The sequence below is a fragment of the Vibrio sp. SNU_ST1 genome (assembly GCF_030563405.1).
In the GTDB taxonomy this organism is placed as follows: domain Bacteria; phylum Pseudomonadota; class Gammaproteobacteria; order Enterobacterales; family Vibrionaceae; genus Vibrio.
Window position 1 is genome coordinate 2,518,482 of sequence record NZ_CP130748.1, and the last position, 18,029, is coordinate 2,536,510.

The 18,029-nt window shown below is 42.6% G+C and carries 18 protein-coding genes; 4 read left to right on the forward strand and 14 right to left on the reverse strand.

Features of this window, described 5'->3' with window-relative positions; genetic code table 11:
- The 11 genes from Q5H80_RS10995 to Q5H80_RS11045 all read right to left on the reverse strand — a co-directional run bounded on the left by Q5H80_RS10995 (window position 1) and on the right by Q5H80_RS11045 (window position 9,657).
- Window positions 1–1,452 carry a CpaF family protein gene (locus tag Q5H80_RS10995; protein WP_304564769.1) on the reverse strand — a complete coding sequence of 484 codons (1,452 nt, stop codon included), beginning with the start codon at window positions 1,450–1,452 and terminating at the stop codon, window positions 1–3.
- Window positions 1,453–1,485: 33 nt separating this feature from the next.
- Entirely contained in the window at window positions 1,486–2,700 is a 1,215-nt protein-coding gene (locus tag Q5H80_RS11000) for an AAA family ATPase (RefSeq protein WP_304564770.1), read from the reverse strand.
- 24 nt (window positions 2,701–2,724) lie between these two features.
- Window positions 2,725–3,216: a TadE/TadG family type IV pilus assembly protein gene (locus tag Q5H80_RS11005; RefSeq protein ID WP_029223094.1), complete on the reverse strand. Its 492-nt coding sequence runs from the start codon at window positions 3,214–3,216 to the stop codon at window positions 2,725–2,727.
- Entirely contained in the window at window positions 3,216–3,644 is a 429-nt protein-coding gene (locus Q5H80_RS11010) for a TadE/TadG family type IV pilus assembly protein (protein ID WP_304564771.1), read from the reverse strand. The genes Q5H80_RS11005 and Q5H80_RS11010 overlap by 1 nt, the downstream gene beginning before the upstream one ends.
- A 2-nt stretch (window positions 3,645–3,646) precedes the next feature.
- Window positions 3,647–4,915 carry a TadE/TadG family type IV pilus assembly protein gene (locus tag Q5H80_RS11015; protein ID WP_304564772.1) on the reverse strand — a complete coding sequence of 423 codons (1,269 nt, stop codon included), beginning with the start codon at window positions 4,913–4,915 and terminating at the stop codon, window positions 3,647–3,649.
- A gap of 16 nt (window positions 4,916–4,931) precedes the next feature.
- Window positions 4,932–5,201 carry a hypothetical protein gene (locus Q5H80_RS11020; RefSeq protein WP_304564773.1) on the reverse strand — a complete coding sequence of 90 codons (270 nt, stop codon included), beginning with the start codon at window positions 5,199–5,201 and terminating at the stop codon, window positions 4,932–4,934.
- A complete protein-coding gene (locus Q5H80_RS11025; RefSeq protein WP_304564774.1) occupies window positions 5,191–6,645 on the reverse strand; it encodes a type II and III secretion system protein family protein in 1,455 nt (484 codons plus the stop codon). The genes Q5H80_RS11020 and Q5H80_RS11025 overlap by 11 nt, the downstream gene beginning before the upstream one ends.
- Before the next feature lie 8 nt (window positions 6,646–6,653).
- Window positions 6,654–7,403 (reverse strand): Flp pilus assembly protein CpaB, encoded by a 750-nt coding sequence (cpaB, locus tag Q5H80_RS11030; RefSeq protein WP_304564775.1) that lies wholly within the window; start codon window positions 7,401–7,403, stop codon window positions 6,654–6,656.
- Window positions 7,396–8,745 (reverse strand): AAA family ATPase, encoded by a 1,350-nt coding sequence (locus Q5H80_RS11035; protein ID WP_304564776.1) that lies wholly within the window; start codon window positions 8,743–8,745, stop codon window positions 7,396–7,398. Before Q5H80_RS11035 ends, cpaB begins: the two co-directional genes overlap by 8 nt.
- 37 nt (window positions 8,746–8,782) lie before the next feature.
- Window positions 8,783–9,313, reverse strand: a complete 531-nt coding sequence (locus Q5H80_RS11040) for a prepilin peptidase (RefSeq protein ID WP_304564777.1) — start codon at window positions 9,311–9,313, stop codon at window positions 8,783–8,785.
- A gap of 173 nt (window positions 9,314–9,486) precedes the next feature.
- Window positions 9,487–9,657 (reverse strand): Flp family type IVb pilin, encoded by a 171-nt coding sequence (locus tag Q5H80_RS11045; protein WP_012604678.1) that lies wholly within the window; start codon window positions 9,655–9,657, stop codon window positions 9,487–9,489.
- A gap of 193 nt (window positions 9,658–9,850) precedes the next feature.
- On the opposite strand from Q5H80_RS11045, the gene Q5H80_RS11050 reads away from it, so the two are divergent.
- The gene (locus tag Q5H80_RS11050) at window positions 9,851–10,600 is read left to right on the forward strand and encodes an AraC family transcriptional regulator (protein ID WP_304564778.1); all 750 of its coding nucleotides are present in this window, start codon (window positions 9,851–9,853) and stop codon (window positions 10,598–10,600) included.
- Window positions 10,601–10,690: 90 nt separating this feature from the next.
- Window positions 10,691–12,379, forward strand: coding sequence for an AMP-binding protein (locus Q5H80_RS11055; protein ID WP_304564779.1), 1,689 nt, complete (start codon window positions 10,691–10,693; stop codon window positions 12,377–12,379).
- Between the two features lie 90 nt (window positions 12,380–12,469).
- Here the strand turns inward: Q5H80_RS11055 and Q5H80_RS11060 are convergent, their stop codons facing one another.
- Window positions 12,470–12,676 carry a DUF1127 domain-containing protein gene (locus tag Q5H80_RS11060; protein WP_304564780.1) on the reverse strand — a complete coding sequence of 69 codons (207 nt, stop codon included), beginning with the start codon at window positions 12,674–12,676 and terminating at the stop codon, window positions 12,470–12,472.
- 103 nt (window positions 12,677–12,779) lie between these two features.
- On the opposite strand from Q5H80_RS11060, the gene Q5H80_RS11065 reads away from it, so the two are divergent.
- Window positions 12,780–13,730, forward strand: a complete 951-nt coding sequence (locus Q5H80_RS11065; RefSeq protein ID WP_304564781.1) for a LysR substrate-binding domain-containing protein — start codon at window positions 12,780–12,782, stop codon at window positions 13,728–13,730.
- Window positions 13,731–13,775: 45 nt separating this feature from the next.
- Complete coding sequence (locus Q5H80_RS11070; protein ID WP_012604684.1) at window positions 13,776–13,988, forward strand: VF530 family DNA-binding protein; 213 nt, start codon at window positions 13,776–13,778, stop codon at window positions 13,986–13,988.
- Between the two features lie 202 nt (window positions 13,989–14,190).
- Here the strand turns inward: Q5H80_RS11070 and fusA are convergent, their stop codons facing one another.
- Both fusA and radA read right to left on the reverse strand, forming a co-directional pair.
- Entirely contained in the window at window positions 14,191–16,278 is a 2,088-nt protein-coding gene (gene fusA / locus Q5H80_RS11075) for an elongation factor G (protein ID WP_304564782.1), read from the reverse strand.
- Window positions 16,279–16,512: 234 nt separating this feature from the next.
- Window positions 16,513–17,892 carry a DNA repair protein RadA gene (gene radA, locus Q5H80_RS11080; RefSeq protein WP_009847515.1) on the reverse strand — a complete coding sequence of 460 codons (1,380 nt, stop codon included), beginning with the start codon at window positions 17,890–17,892 and terminating at the stop codon, window positions 16,513–16,515.
- Between the last annotated feature and the right edge of the window lie 137 nt (window positions 17,893–18,029).

Genomic DNA, 18,029 nt, shown 5'->3' on the forward strand with positions numbered 1-18,029 from the left:
TTAACCATGAGTCTCAGTGAAGAGCTCGAAAGGCAGATCGAGTCCACGTTTAACTAACTGGTCATGATATTGAGGTACGACCCCCGTAGCAGTGAAATAGCCGATAATATTGCCATCTTCATCAATACCTTTACGTTGAAAACGGAAAATTTCCGACATGGTAATCACCTCCCCCTCCATGCCGTTGATCTCTTGAATGCTCACCATACGGCGCTTACCATCTTCTTGTCGTTCCATTTGGACAACAAGGTGGATAGCCGAAGCAATTTGGGCTCTTAAGTTTTTGGTTGAAATGTTCCAACCAGCCATAGAGAACATGTTTTCGACACGGCTTAAGGCATCTCGGGGGGTATTGGCGTGAATAGTCGCAAGAGACCCATCGTGACCAGTATTCATTGCCGCCAACATATCAACGGCTTCGCTACCACGCACCTCACCAACTACAATTCGGTCTGGTCGCATACGTAAGGTGTTTTTTACTAACTCTCTCTGACTAATCTCCCCTTTCCCTTCTAAGTTAGCAGGGCGGGTTTCTAGGCGAATAACATGGGGTTGTTGAAGTTGTAACTCTGCAGAGTCTTCAATAGTAATGATTCGTTGGTCTCGAGGGATGAAACCAGAAAAGATATTCAGTGTAGTGGTTTTTCCCGACCCCGTCCCTCCTGAAATCAAGATATTAAGCTCACCTTTCACTGCTGCTTCGACAAACTTAGCCATTTGAGGCGAGACGGAGTCGTAGCTAATCAAGTTATCCATCGTCAAACGATCAACGGCAAAACGACGGATCGAAACGGAAGGACCATCTAAAGCAAGAGGTGGAATAATGGCGTTAACACGTGACCCATCGACTAAGCGCGCATCTACCATAGGTGATGCTTCATCTATTCTACGTCCGACCTGACTTACTATGCGGTCGATAATGTTTCTTAAGTGGCGATCATCAAGAAAAGTATATGGCGTTTTTTCGAGTTTACCTCTTCGCTCAACGTAAACACTTTTAGGGCCATTGACCAATATATCGGAGACCGTTTGATCGGCTAATAGAGGCTCAAGCGGCCCAAGGCCAAAAACCTCATCTTCTATCTGTTTTATTACCCGTTTACGCCCTTCGGCACTCAGCGCATGACTACCATCGTCAGCCATTAACTGTACGATTGCTTCGTGTAAATCAAGCTTAGCGCGCTCTTTTTCTAAACTCGAAAGCAACCCTAAATCCAAGGTTTCAAGCAACTGCTTATGAAAAAAGTGTTTTATTGATAACTCTTGTTCCAGTACTTTTCGAGCCTCATCGATCGCCTTTTCCTTTTCGACGTTAGCTTCAGCATTCCGAGAGTGACTAGACTTCTCAACATTTGATAAATGTTCAACAGGGTTGGCATCTTCTGAATCATGCGAAATCTGTTCTACTTTTTTTTCAAACTCTGGATTTACATTTTTTCGTTTAAAAAACATTACAATCCCTCGTATTTACTATTCATCAACCCATTATGAAAACAATTTTTTCAACCACCCTTTCTCTTCTTGTTCTGGTGGCGAAAGAACGTGAGACAAGTCGATGATAGAGCGAGTAATAGAACTTTTCTTTCTCGACTGAACTAGCGGTTGCCCCAAGTTGGCACTCTCTAACGCAACTTTGAAATCATTAGGCATAAGGTGTATGTCATGCTTACCTACCGCCTGCTCAATATCTTTTAACTTAATTGAGTGTCGCTTTTCATAACGGTTCAGAATGACCTCGATTGAATCACTTTGTAAGCCGTACTCAAATTTCAGAGACTTAATGAGTCGACTTGTGTTTTTGACTGACACTAGGCTTTGTTGCAAAACGAGAAGCACTTTTGTTGCTGGTGATATTGCGGATGCAAACACATGGTCTAGCCCTCTAGAGAGGTCAATGATCACATAAGGGTAAAAACGGCGTAATATCGGGAGCAATCGGCCTATTTTCTGTGCTTGTTCAAAGTCATCAGCATTGTTCTCATGCTTAAAGCTTAGAACATGTAAGCCAGATTCGTGCTTATTTACTAAAGTTCCTAACGATATTTCATCTAGATCATTCGAACTGTTGATAGCATCCGAAACACTATAAGTAGGAACAATATTTAAATAATCAGGAATCACACCAAATTGAAGGTCGATATCAAGTAACAAAACCTCACCGGGATGCTGACTGGCCATCTCAATAGCGGTATTCAACGCCAAGGTGGTCGCCCCCATTCCCCCCTTGGTGTTTAAAAACAGAATAAACTCACCGTAGCTTGAGTTCTCAAGCTTTTCAGCCGCCGTTTTCTTAAGCAGTGGGAGCAAATCAGAAAGAGTCACGTTGTGAGATAAGAAATCAGAAGCCCCTAGACGCAGCGCGATTTTTAATGAGCCATTGTCACTTTCATCACCGAGTACAACTAAAGATAAATCTTGTTCTTCTAGCGATAGGTCATATCCCTGTAGCTCAACCATTTTTTGAGCCCAGTTGCCATGTGCTTCAACAAAAATAAGTTCTGGAACATCGGCATTTTTTAAGTATTCCTCACTCATTGCTGCGAGAGAGAATGCTGTCACATGTACATTTCGACATTTCTTTAGCTCATGACTCATATGTGAGTGAAAGCCATCAGTACTATAGATCAACCAGACCTTTAGGTTTGTTCTCAAACGCGTAATATCGTTCTCATTAGGCGTAATTTTGACCGCTTCCCCCATACCGCTACTCCTGTATAAAATAACTTATGGACACCGATTCCGAGTTTCGGAGTCCGCCCTTACCACACCTAAACTTTCTGCAGGTAAGATGGTTTCAAATGAGGGAGCAGCCAAGTAACCACTCGTACCTAAAAAACTCAAATTATCAATTAATTGAATTCCGTACCCTGTCGCTCGTGCCCTTACAAATTTAATGCTACTAAAGACAGGATCCGTATCATAACCAGATGTAATTTCATTCCCACTAACATCTAAATATGCAACTTCCAAATTAGCCGCGGTAAAACCAACAAGAGGGAGATCAGCGACAACCATTCCCGCGATATTGTCCCTATCAGCAACGTAGCAAACCGTCGCCAATCTTGCGGCTTTCCTGGTCGCCTCACTGACCATTTGAAGTGAAAATATATAAGCACCCAGCGCTAAAATAAGGAAAACCAAGAGAAAAACTAGCCAAGACACTATGGTAAATTCGATAATAGCGATGCCTTTAATACGCCCTTTGTACCGTTTCATCACAACACCCTCATTATCGAAGAGACACTAATCGGAATAGAAAAGCTCGCCGAAGAAAACGGGATCGACACAAAGTGAGGAATATAATTGTAGGTCACACTCACACGTACATAGCTGTCTGTATTCGGTGGGCTAATTGTCACGTCAGAAACAACTAAATTCGACAATATCGCCGTTCCCACCGTATTTTGACCATAAACCACTACATTCTGTATTTCTGACGAGGGAGCCAGCGTTCCGCCTTTGGTTCCATAGACTTCACTAACCGCATAGCGCGCACCATTTTGTACAGATTTAGAGATCACATTGTAGTGAATCATGATGTTGCCGAATTCAAGCACTAAGATAAGAAAAAACAGTAATACGGGAGTCGCAATTACCATTTCGATAGCAGCAAAACCAGCATTAGCTTTGTTTAAATGTTTCATAATCAAGACTCCCCACTATCCGGATCCTTATACAAAACAATCTTATAAGTTCCTTCAGTTGTCGACACAGTACTGCCAGATCCACCAACAACGCTGCAGGAGTGAATAAATTCGCCAAATACGGCTGGTGTCCCTGAATTATTTGTTGGTGCTTTTTGCAACAAGAAAAAACAACCAATTTTATTCACTGTAAAATCAGTGGCCCCACCACTTTTACCAGAACAATCAACCATAGGTATTGCTAAAACTCGACGCCATGCAACACCGTTAGCCGCACACCCAGTTCCACCACTCGCGATACAAGCATTAGTATCTATTTCATATTGAGCATAGTCGTAGGTACCATCAAAATCGATATCTCCGGTACTAGCGTCAATCGTTATCTCATCGGTAGGCTCTGTAGTCACATAATCTGAAGGGTAATCGGATGCCGATAAGCCACCACCATAATCGCCAAAACGAGTATTCAAACCATCGCCTGTGGGGCCAACCGTACCACCAGGTTTGGTCGTAATATCTTCACCAATTTGAACCGGCTGATCATAACTACCACCTAAGCCCTCTTTGATTGTGTTACCACCAGAGCCAAAATCCAATAGATGATAATTACCGTTGCCCATTTCCGACAAGCTACTGTCACCTACCTTCAACGCATGAACAGTCCCAACCTCATAACCAAACACATTGGTTATTGCTTCGCCAGTAACGTCATGATACCCATCCTCAGGATCAATATCGTTATCAGAGGAGCCATCACCAATGCATACCCCAATCGGTACAACATTATTAATGACCTCTTGCCCAGAGCTTGGCCCAGCGACTGCACTTGCTGAAACCTCTTTCACTAGCCCAAACATTTGAATAAAAAACTCATCCATATCCAACGAATCTACTCGAACGCGCACATAAACATCATCGTTTTCACCGAAGGTGGCTGTTCCAGTAAAATCCTGAGGGTCGTTAGAGTAATCAATGTTTATGGAAGCGGTGGTAAAATCAATCTCATGATTTCCTGTTGACGCTGCCATTGCATTTAGCGCAGTGACTATTTCAGCATCCACCGCATCTTTGTCTTTACTATTGTCCAGTATGGTTGCCGCAGCTAACGCCGCTGAATCTACAGCATTTTGTAAGCGTGTTTTATTAACCAGCATATGGTTAACATCTACAGCCAACGCTGACACAGCTAAGAAAACAAGCAAAGCAGCGGTAACTAATACGACAACTAAGCCTTGCTGTTTTCTGGGACTTTTTGATACTCGATACAACATATGAGTACCTCCAGATTTAGTTAAATTCTTCTAAAATCTGGCTACTACTTCCAGACAGTTCTTTTTCACCTCTGCCTACATATCTATCGTAACCAGTCTGCATCCGCTCCCCTGTACCATCCGGTACCTCGAGTAAGTTCTCTTGGGTCGCATTAGGGTTATACGTTTGTTCTGTTTTTACTAGTGCTACCGAATGCCCTAAACGAGCATCATTAGCACAGCCAACTAACACTATTACGAGAAAGACCATCATTATTCTAATCATATCTATCTCCTTATAAATCATGCCCAAATGAGCCTTCGCTACCACCATCTGTCGGTGATATATCCTGTGAAGCTTGAGATTGTTCTGAACCCGATTCAGACGGTTCAGCTATATAAGCACTTCGGCCTAACAAGTAATATTCCAAATCATTCGGATCAACGAACGCATCTGTTGGCAAGGTCACTTTACTTCGGTCAATAGGCTTAGCGAGTCTAGGAGTGACAAGAATAACTAACTCGGTTTCTCCAGAAACATACTCTTGGCTATTAAACAGTTGCCCTAAGATAGGGACATCACCAATACCCGGCATTTTGTTACTCACATCTCTGACATTCTCACTGAGTAAACCAGCAATACCGATAGTTTGTCCGTCGGCTAGCTCAAGCGTCGATGACGCGCTTCGACGAGTAATTGGAGGGATAAAGTAGGTCGCATTGGTTGTTCCTGGGTCAATCGTTAACGAGCTGCTATTGGCGATTTCACTCACATCAACAGCCAAGTTTAGATTGATCTTTTTATCACTCAGAACCGTTGGGATAAATTTTAATCCAACTCCATACTCTTTATATTCAATCGTAATGCCATCTTCATCAGGCACAGGGATAGGGAATTCACCACCCGCTAAAAACTCAGCCTTGGAGCCACTTAATGCCGTTAAGTTAGGCTCAGCTAATACTTTCGCCACACCATTCTGTTTTGCAACATCCAGGGCGAATGTAAACAGGGTATTACTATCAATGAAGGAGCCTAAAATGCCGTAATCAGTAGAGGTTGGAATATCAAAGATTGGCGTAGCACCTAGAACACCAGCAGGAACTGACGACGCCCCCCAAGAAATATTCGATCCGCTCGTTTGGAAGAAGTGAAAGTTTGCATCAAATTTTCTCACCAAGCTTCTTTGAACCTCGGCAACCGTCACTTCCAACATAACTTGTTGAGCACCGCCAATAGACATCAAGTTGATAACACCTGTCGCTGCCGCTTGCTCGCTACCACTTTCCTTCGATTCATCGGCAGTTTCACCCGAAGAGTAGGTTTCTGCTATTCGCATCGCTACATTCATTTGTTGCTGATTACTCACCTGCCCACTCAGCAGCAAGCGATTCTGGGCACTGTGCACCTCAATAGTTTCATCAGGAAGAAACTCATATAACTTCGCTTTTAAGCTATTAAGATCATGAGTGACTTCGATGTTGATCGATTCAATCAGTTGGCCACGGGCATCCCACGCCATTAAGTTAGTAGCACCTAATTTTTTTCCGATTAAAAACAGCTCGCTCGATTTCAACATCACAATATCAAGTACATCAGGATCACCAAGCGACACTTTGCTCGCTTTCCCGGACAACACCACATGCGTTGATTTGTGATGAGGAACCGTTACCGTCTTACCCGTTTGTAGAGCAGCAAAGCTCAGTGTAGAGAAACAAACGAAGCTCAAAATACACGTTATTATTATTTTCATAACTCACCTCAATCCTTGACGCGAACACTGGATGCTTGAGTACCTTTAATGATCGTTACGCTCGGCTTAGGTACGTATCGACGAACAACTTTTTTGTCAACTTCATGAGGATTTCTCAGTGTCAGTTGAATACTGCCCTTGCTCTTTGCTGTTAAAAGTTTTTCAGCATCTTTAGGTGAAACCTCTAACGTCACAGCTCGTACGATAATAGGGCTGTTTTCTTTCGTTTTTGCTGTTTGGTCTACAGCTAGTACCTTGATGTCTTTCAACACGGTACGGGTTGTTACTGAATTTTTGCTATACGAAACCGTGCTAAGAATATCGACTTTATTGCCGGGCAATAGAAAACCAGCCACGCCAATAACGTCATCCACTCGTATTGTGACCGCTCGTTTATTCTCAGGTATTAATGCAGCAAGCGTTGAGCCTTCTCCTGGAATAGTAAAACGCATTTTGTGGAGCAATTCGCCAGCATAAACAGTATTGGCTACAACCTTGCCAACCAATTCAGATGCATCGGTATAATTATTTTCATTGATCCAATCAACTTCGATCAGCTTTGTCGCTAAGAACTGCTCCTCAATAATGGTTCCAGCTTCAATTTCTTGTGATGCCACCACTACCGGGTGACGCTCCACAGTCTCGACTTCAACAGTCGGTTGAACTTGATCTTCCATCCACTGCTTAGCAAAAAATACAGCTGCTAAGCCAAATACTACGGACAGTAAAAACAGTAGGAAAACTTGACTCTTATTCATTATTTTCGTCCTCATGTCCATCAGAGGTAAAATAGACTTCCCATGCCATGGAAAGAATATCGAAGGTAATAACCGGTGGGAGCTGTTCAAACGAAAGAATATCTTTGCTGATTCCAACGAGATCTTTCGGCAAACAAGGGAAAAGTGGCACTTTGTAAAGCGTGTGCATTTGAGACAAACGCTCAAAGAAACCATCTTGAAGCTCTAATTCTTTATCAGCAACGACGCTCATCCATAAAGCTTCATAATCACGTTGGCAAAGAGGCTTGAATTCAATTTTGTAACCCAAGCGACGTAAAAATGCAGGATCGCTTATTTTCTTAGGATTCAAGTTAGTAGAAAAGGCAAGCGTTAACACAAACGGCATCGTGATTTGCTGCCCGTTAGGTAACGACAAATAATCAAAGGAATACTCCATCGGTACAATCCATCGATTGAGCAAAGTATCGACGGGCATAGGTTGACGACCAAGATCATCAATGACAAAAATTCCATTGTTTGCCATCATTTGTACAGGTGCCAACCAGACACGACTATTCTCTGAGTGATTGACTTCAAGCATATCCATGGTCAGTTCACCCCCAACCTGGATATTTGGTCTTTCACAATTAAGCCAACGCTTGTCGTACTGATCTTTGAGGGAAATACTTTGATCGCTGCCGTTACTATCCAACGGTTTATGATGTTGCGCCGAGAACACCTTGATAATGTTGCCCAGAGCATAGACGGCATAAGGGATAAATACAGAGGTATGTAAAGCATTCACAATACGGCTCGCGACAAATGTTTTACCCGTTCCTGCATGTCCATACAGCAACAAAGCACGTCCCGAATTGATTGCAGGCCCAAGTACTGAAATCATTTTATCGACACCATATACATCATTCAGTGCCGCCTCGACATGTGGCCGAGTCACCAACTCAACTCTCAAATCTTGTTGTTTTACCACCTCACTATATTGGGTAAGCGAAACCGGTGCGGGGCCTAAATAGGCATCACGCTTAAAAGCAAGATCCGCTTCTTCAAGCCCTTTTTCTGAGAGTGAATAACGAACATGACTGTGAGAGACGGATGAGATAGAAAGATTTGAAGTAGGTTGAAATACCTCGATTAATGATTTCTTCCTCAAAACGGCCAAAGCGAGTTCTACAATATGGGTAACAACACATAAATAATTAGAAAGCTCTAGAACATCCGATTTAGGATAAGCAGACAAATGCTTAAGTACGAGGTTTTCAATAACAACTTCAGGAACACCCAACATATCAAGAGATGTAGGGACGATTGGGGCTGAAATTTGTGGCTTCAAGGTTGCTGGAGCAGTATGCCCTATAATATCCATATATTATTTTTCTCCACAAAGCTAGCCAACAACAGATTTAAGTAAAGTAGCTATACATCGCCAACCCTATAACAACAGAAGGAGCAAAAGGCATCGTTACTTTATTTGAATACCGAGTATGTAAACTAGCTGTTTTATCGATTACTGGTGCAGCTCCACCAAGCACAATTATCTTATTTTCAAAATAGCTTTTAATACTCAAAGCACTCGAATTGGACTGGTTATATAGCAGGTAGAATATCCCAACAACCCCAGAAGAAACCAAGATAAAGTACGAAGCATCGAGTAATTGTCCCCATCCCAAATACATCCCTACAACACCTAATAACTTCACATCCCCTGCAGACATTGCTCTTAAAAAATAAAATAGCAATCCAAAACAAAAGAACACGACCAATCCAGCCAAAGACATTAAGAAACTATCAAGGGTGTAATTGCTGTTGAACATTGATAAAAAATAAAAAAACAAAAAGAGAATCAATATTTTGTTTGGTATACGATGTTTATCAACATCGCATACCGAAACCGCAATTAGCAATGCCCAAAAAACTGAAGGCTCATTAATCATAATTTCAATTCATACACTCGATATAATACTTTGAAATTTACTCACTAATGTCGTCGCCATTCCAGAGAAAATTAGTCCGACAAAAATCACGAGTGAGGCAGCACCTATCACATACTCAATAGTCGTTAATCCCCGTTGCTGTCTCACTCTCCGAGCAACCATGCCAGTAATCATTAAATACTGTTAATGATGTTATTAAGCTTAGCGGATAACGCTGCTCCAAAACCAGTAAATATAGTGGTTAAACCTAATACCAGTAATGCTGCACCAATTACGTACTCGATAACAGTCAACCCTTCTTCATCTTTCATGAATTCTTTACAATTATTCAGAAACTTATCCATGAGAACCTCTCCTTGATTTACGTATCAGGCTTTGTTTACCTGTAAACTAAATCTAGAGGTGAGAGATATATTCGGTTAGGATTTTTTTGCCATTTACTTGCACTTTTTTACGGTGATTCTAATCTAATAATTAGGCCTCGTTAATCGGTTACTTTTAGACTGAAAACGAATATGAAATTAATCTGGTATCTATATGAAAATTTTAACCCCGTTATTATCGGATAGAGATAGTGATTTCAACTCTGTTATTATCAATAAAATTAGTCACTACTTCTCTATTGAAAATTTCAAACAAGACATATCTATAATCAGTAACTTAGACGTCAGACTGGTATTTTTCATTTTGAATACCCCGGATAAAATCCAACTACTTACCATGGCTTTATCTATTTGCGAAAATTTAAACAAAAGAATTGTTATTATTTGCTCTGACCCGTTACCTAATATCGTTCGAAATCATAAGAATATATTTTTCATCATAGAAACAAACAGTAATCATCTGACCAGTCAATTCGAAGAGCTTAAGGCTAAGACACAGCATATGTTCGAGTCTCACTTCGATATCGACAGAGACACAAACAACAACAACCAGCTGCCTGTAAAAGCCTTCACATCCGAAGTCGTTAACTTTGTGATGGACAACATCAACAAAGAAATCAGAGAGACAGAGATCGCCGAGAAATGTCACTGTTCAACCACCTATTTTTCTAAGAAGTTTCATCTACACTTTGGAGTAAGCTTTAGAGACTTCGTGTGCGATAAACGCATTCTACTTGCCAAAAAGTTAATCGAAGCAGATACCGAATCAAAAATTGCTGTCATTTCCTATCAATGTGGATACAAGGATGTGTCATATTTCTCGAGAATTTTTAAGAAACGGACTGGAGTAACGCCTGCAAGTTACAGGCGAGCCTGCACAGATAACGGAAAACAAAGAACATAAACGCTAATTTTACTCCCTAAAAGAAAAAACCATGGTACATTTAACATGATTTTAACAAAAATAACTTAGCGAAAAACATGGAGTTAGACAATGATTCAGCCTAACGAGTTTAGCCAAGAACAAGCAACAGCTCTCCCTACACCCAATGACATGATTTTAAAGTGGGCAGAAGAACGCCCAGATGAAGTCTACTTAAAGCAAATTATTAACCGCCAATTTGTTGAGTTTACTTATAAAGAAGTAGCCGACAAAGCACTGAAACTGGCGTCAGCATTAGAAGGACTCGGAGCCCGACCCGGTGATCGAGTCGCTCTCGTATCGAAAAACTGTGCAGAATGGTTTATCTGCGATCTTGCCATGATGTTAGGAGATTTTGTCAGCGTCCCAATCTTTCCAACAGCGGGTGCCGATACCATACAGTACTGTATTGAACACAGTGAAAGTAAAATTGTGATTGCGGGTAAGCTCGACGATCCTAAGGCCACTCAAAAAGTACTGGACGATAATCCAAACTTGATGAGTATCTCACTTCCCTACGATAGCGCAGCGAAGTGCCAACATACTTTCGAACAACTCATCGATACCCATGAACCCTCGACCAAGCGTCCTCAGCATCACGATGATAAAGTAATGTCGCTTGTTTATACTTCGGGTACATCAGGGCTACCAAAAGGCGCGATGCTCACATACGGCGCCTTTACGTGGTCAGTTCAACGGTTGAACGATCATATTGGTATCCAACCCGGCGATCGCTTGTTCTCTTATCTACCGCTTGCCCATATTACAGAACGCGTTTACATCTTTGGCTCATCGGTAATGGGCGGTATAGTCACAGCTTTCCCGGAGTCTTTAGATACCTTTATTGATGATGTGAAAATGCATCGCCCTACTCTATTTATTTCAGTTCCTCGTTTATGGACTCTGTTCCAGCAACGAATCCAAGATAAGCTTCCGCAGAAGAAACTGAACTTCTTACTTAAGATTCCGTTTATCAACAACATCATTAAGAAGAAACTGGCTGATGGCCTAGGGTTAGATCAAGCCCGCGTTTTGGGATGTGGTTCAGCTCCGGTATCACCGGCTCTACTCGCATGGTATGAGAGTGTTGGCCTACACATTACCGAGGCTTGGGGAATGACAGAGTCTTTCGCTTACAGCACGATTAATCACCCGTTTAGAGCCGACAAAATTGGTACTGTGGGTAATGCTGGCCCGGGCATCGAACTCAAAATTGCAGAAGATGAAGAAATTTTGGTTCGAAGTAAAGGTATGTTCTCTGGTTATTACAAAAATGACATAGCCACCCAAGAGTCTTTTAACTCTGAAGGATGGCTTCATACTGGTGATATTGGTGATATCGACAGCGAGGGCTACCTAACGATCCGCGGGCGTAAGAAAGACACCTTTAAAACTGCGAAAGGTAAGTTTGTGGCTCCAGTGCCAATCGAAAACAAACTGTTTGAATATAGCCGCGTAGAAATGATGTGTTTGATCGGCTTAGGCTTACCTGGTCCTATCCTACTTGTGGTTCCGCATGACTTCCCTAATTTTGATAGGGCTCGTTACGAAAGAACAAGTAAACGCGTCATTGAAAAAATGAACCAACAGTTAGCCTCGCATGAAAAGATCAAAGGCGTACTGATGATCAAGGAACCGTGGAGCATCGACAACGGTGTACTTACCCCAACTCTCAAGATAAAGCGACATATCCTTGAGCAGAAATACCATGAAATCGGTCATAACTGGCCGAAAGATAAATTGGTGGTTTGGGAAGAGTAATCAAAATTGAGAGGGAGCCATTACGGCTCCTTTTTTAGCACCAAAGCGCTCAACCTTAGGTCAGTCACTTCCTCACCTAACACACTCCACTCACTCCCAAAACGATTTCTTCAGTTCCTTATCAACTTGTTCCTGTGTAATCCCGACATCTCTCAACAAATATTCTGGTAACTCAGACAGCTGCTTTCTGGTTCTACGATTCTGAAGATAACGCTCAAAGTTAGAATAGAATTCCTTAATTGATAACGATGATAAGAATGATTGGTTAGCCCTTGATGTCGCTGTTATCGTGTTCATAGTCTATCTCCTGTTGATTTTTAGCCTTTTCATGGTCAATAATCGACCAACAGATAAATATCGACAAACGATAGATACTGACATTCGGTTAAGGAAAACTAATGTGAGAGAACGAATCCCACCTTTCCAAGGGATCTACTATTTTTATACTGCGGCTGAAACAGGCAGTTTTAAACTCGCGGCTGAAAAGCTATTTGTCACGGCAGCTGCCGTCAGCCAACAAATTCGCCAACTTGAAGAGTGGTTAGGTGCAGACTTGTTTATTCGTCAGCACCGAAAAATAGTACTCACTCATGAAGGTGAAGTACTTTACCTGCAAGCTAAGAAAGGCTTTGCCCACATTCAAGATGGTGTGAGGCGAATTAACCAAGACCCAAATCCTACTCAACTGTCTATTTCAACCGTGCCATCATTTGCCCAACATTGGTTGGTACCTAGAATTGGCGACTTTCGTGATCGTCACCCCGATCTATCCATGTTGATTGAACCGACCAACAAACTGGTGACGTTTGAAGATTCTAATGTCGATATCTGCGTTCGATATGGTCATGGTAATTATCCAAACATTGAATCACGTTGGTTAATGGACGAAGTGGTTTACCCTGTCTGCCACCCTATCTACCAAGAGAAGCATGGTATTTATGACATCGACGATCTACACAAAGCAGAGCTAATTGAAGACCGATGGCCAGATATGGATTGGAATCTATGGCTAGACATTGTAGGTGCGAAGGCAGGACGCTCATCACTGCAATTTGATGGCTCGCATTTTGTTTTAGAAGGTGCATTATCCGTACAAGGCGTTGCTCTTGTGAAGCACAGTTTGGTCTATCGGTATTTGCAGGAAAAGAAACTCGTTAGAATCGGTAACTTAGCACTCAAGCCTAAATACAATTACTTCTTATGTGCCCCTGCGGGCTACTTTCATCGAGAAAAGATAAAGCGTTTTGAGGCTTGGATGCAAAATCAGGTTCAGTTGTTTGGGAATAGAGGTCGAGAAGAACTAACTATTATCGAGACAGATTACCAGCTTAAATGGTCTGATAATTCATAAAGCGAAACTGGTATACTTAGCTCAAATAAATGGCGAGAACATCTCATGACACAAGACAATAATCCACTTCACGGTATCACTCTACAGAAGCTACTGACTGAATTGGTTGAACATTATGGTTGGGAAGAGTTGAGTTACATGGTGAACATCAACTGCTTTAAAAAAGACCCGAGTATTAAATCAAGCTTAAAATTTTTGCGTAAAACAGATTGGGCACGCACCAAGGTAGAGCAGATTTACATCGACTTAAAGCGTTAGTCTCTGCCTGCTTTATCAGTCCCGTGTTGATTCAATACGGGACAACCCCTGAGTCTACTTTTTAGGGGCCACATCACACCTCGCACCTCGCACCTCGCACCTCGCACCTCGCACCTCGCACCTCGCAGTATATTACAAACAATAAAAAGCCCCGCAAGCTTTCACTTGCGGGGCTTTTTTAGCTAATTTAAAAAAGGGCTAATTACTTACCAGCTTCTTTTTCTGCTTTAACTTTTGCAATCACTTCGTCAGCAACGTTAGTTGGACATGGTGAGTATTGTGCGAATTCCATAGAGAATTGGCCACGACCAGAAGTGATAGTACGTAGGTGACCGATGTAGCCGAACATCTCAGAAAGAGGTACGTCAGCTTTAATACGAACACCAGTAACACCAGCTTGTTGATCTTTGATCATGCCACGACGACGGTTAAGGTCACCGATAACATCACCAACGTGATCTTCTGGAGTGAACACGTCAACGTTCATGATAGGCTCAAGAAGTTGCGCGCCAGCTTTAGGCATAGATTGACGGAATGCACCTTTCGCTGCGATTTCAAATGCGATTGCAGATGAATCGACTGCGTGGAAACCACCATCGTAAAGTTCAACTTCAACGTCTAGCGTAGGGAAGCCAGCTAGTACGCCGTTTTCCATCATGCTAGCAAAACCTTTCTCAACTGCAGGCCAGAATTCTTTAGGAACGTTACCGCCCACAACAGAAGACTTGAATGAGAAACCAGAACCAGCTTCACCTGGTTTGATACGGTAATCGATCTTACCGAATTGACCAGAACCACCAGACTGTTTCTTATGCGTGTAGCTATCTTCAATTGCTTGAGTGATAGTTTCACGGTAAGCAACTTGAGGAGCACCAACTGTTAGGTCAACGCCGTATGTACGCTTAAGGATATCTACCTTGATGTCTAGGTGAAGCTCACCCATACCTTTCAGGATAGTTTCGCCAGTTTCTTCGTCAGTCTCAACTTGGAAAGATGGATCTTCTGCAACCATTTTACCGATCGCGATACCCATTTTCTCAGAACCGCCTTTATCTTTTGGAGATACAGCGATAGAGATTACTGGAGTTGGGAAAACCATTGGCTCAAGCGTTACTTGGTCTTTAGGATCACATAGAGTGTGACCAGTTTGAACGTTCTTCATACCAACGATCGCAATGATGTCACCAGCTTGTGCGCTAGTTAGTTCGTTACGGTCATCAGCTTGCATCTCAACCATACGACCAACACGCTCAGTTTTACCTGTGAATGAGTTAAGGATCGTGTCACCTTTGTTCAATTTACCAGAGTAAATACGAACGAAAGTTAGAGCACCGAAACGGTCATCCATGATTTTGAATGCAAGCGCTTTGAAAGTTTCTTCAGTAGAAACGATAGCGTGTTCGCCTGTTTCTTCACCGTTCTCATCCATTAGAGGTTGAGGATCAACTTCAGTTGGAGAAGGTAGGTAATCTACTACAGCATCAAGGATAACTTGCATGCCTTTGTTCTTGAACGCAGAACCACAGAACGTAGGGAAGAATGCGATATCACGAGTACCTTTACGGATACAACGTTTGATGTCTTCGATAGAAGGCTCTTCACCTTCCATGTAAGCTTCCATTAGGTCATCGTCTTGCTCTACAGCAGTTTCGATTAGCTCTTCACGGTATTGCTCAACGTCATCAACCATGTCCGCAGGAACATCAGTGATTTCGTAGTTTTCAGGAAGACCAGTGTCATCCCAAACGTATGCTTTACGGCTTAGAAGGTCTACAACACCCACGAATTCATCTTCGCGGCCGATTGGTAGAACCATAACTAGAGGTGTTGCACCTAGAACGTTTTTAACTTGGTCAACAACGTTGTAGAAATCTGCACCCATACGGTCTAGTTTGTTAACGAAGATCAGACGAGATACTTCTGATTCGTTAGCGTAGCGCCAGTTAGTTTCTGATTGTGGTTCAACACCACCAGAACCACAGAATACACCGATACCGCCATCAAGTACTTTAAGAGAACGGTATACTTCAACTGTGAAGTCAACGTGTCCAGGAGTATCGATAACGTTTAGACGGTGACCGTTCCAGAAACAGCTTACAGCTGCTGATTGGATAGTAATTCCGCGCTCAGCTTCCTGTTCCATGAAGTCAGTAGTTGATTCGCCATCATGTACTTCACCAGTCTTGTGGATCTGACCAGTTAGCTTAAGGATACGCTCAGTGGTAGTTGTTTTACCCGCATCAACGTGCGCGAAAATACCAATGTTTCTGTATTTCGATAAATCTGCCATTGTCTTACTCTGTTAATAGGATATAAAATGCGCGCAGAGTATATCACAATCTGTGAGGACTGATAGCTTTGCATGCATTTGGGACTAAAAAACTTTGCCTTTTTCTAACATATAGAAAAAGGCAATCTGAAGAAACAATCTAAATGATTGTTAAGTTTAGTGCTAACTTAAAGCGAAAATAGCGTTTAAGTTAGACTGAATTTCTGCTGTATAGAGTAGCTGAAGTGAGCTCAATTACAACTCATCAAAAGCATTAATTGCTTCCGATAATTTTTTCACGCCGTGGATCTGCATTCCTGGAATGCCACCTTTAGGCATGTTAGCCGCTGGTACAATGGCTCTCTTGAAGCCGTGTTTAAACGCCTCATTTAAGCGCTCTTGACCACTCGGTACAGGTCGAATCTCACCAGCAAGGCCTACTTCGCCAAAAACCACCACATCTTTTGGCAATGCGCGGTCTCTGAAACTCGAAAGTAATGCCATTACCAATGCAAGATCAGCACTGGTTTCGGTTACTTTAACACCACCAACGACATTCACAAACACATCTTGGTCAGCCATTTGTAAGCCGCCGTGTTTATGCAGCACGGCTAGTAACAATGACAGTCGATTTTGTTCGAGACCAACAGCGACACGACGCGGGTTAGCCAGCTGGGAATAATCCACCAGCGCTTGAATTTCAACAAGCAACGGACGAGTACCTTCCCACACAACCATCACCGAACTGCCCGAAGTTTCTTCTTCACCACGAGACAAGAAGATCGCCGATGGGTTGCTGACTTCTTTTAGTCCTTGGCCTGTCATGGCAAACACGCCAAGCTCATTGACCGCACCAAAACGGTTTTTGTGGCTGCGCAGTGTTCTAAAGCGGCTATCGGTTCCGCCATCCAATAGAACAGAACAGTCAATAATGTGCTCAAGTACTTTTGGCCCGGCTAAGGTACCGTCTTTAGTTACGTGTCCAACTAAGAACACTGCAACGTTATTCTGTTTTGCATAGCGCGTTAATGCGGTTGCCGATTCACGAACCTGAGCAACACTGCCCGGTGAAGATTGAACATCAGCAACGTGCATAACTTGGATGGAGTCGATAACCATGATCTTTGGCTGCTCTCTTTCGGCAACCTGACAGATCTTATCTACGTTGGTTTCAGAGAGCATTTTGAGATGCTCTTTCGGTAACCCTAATCGAGAAGCTCGCATCGCAACTTGTTGAAGAGATTCTTCGCCAGTGACATAAAGTGTCGGTAACTGGGAAGAAAGCTGACACATAGTCTGTAATAACAGCGTTGACTTACCAGCACCAGGGTTACCACCAATAAGAATCGCAGCGCCAGGTACAACACCGCCACCAAGTACACGATCAAGCTCTTTGAAGCCACTACTAAAGCGCGGGACCTCTTGCAAGTCGATTTCCGATAGCGTTTGAACCGAAGATTCAGTTGCACCACCAGCGTAACCACTTAGTCGTTCATTACGCGCGACCTGAGGTGAAGCGGCTAACCTAACTTCTGTAATCGTGTTCCAAGCACCACATGCATTGCACTGCCCTTGCCAACGTGGAAAGTCAGCACCACAGTCATTACACACATAAGCTCGCTTTGCCTTAGCCATAAAACCTCAATAATTTGCTTGGTAACGGGTAAATGTTGCTATTTTGTGACCCCGTTGACCGTACAGGTGAAAATAAAAGTTGCAGTAGGGCCACGAATACCTAAAGATCAAATACAACTCGTCGATAACAATAACGC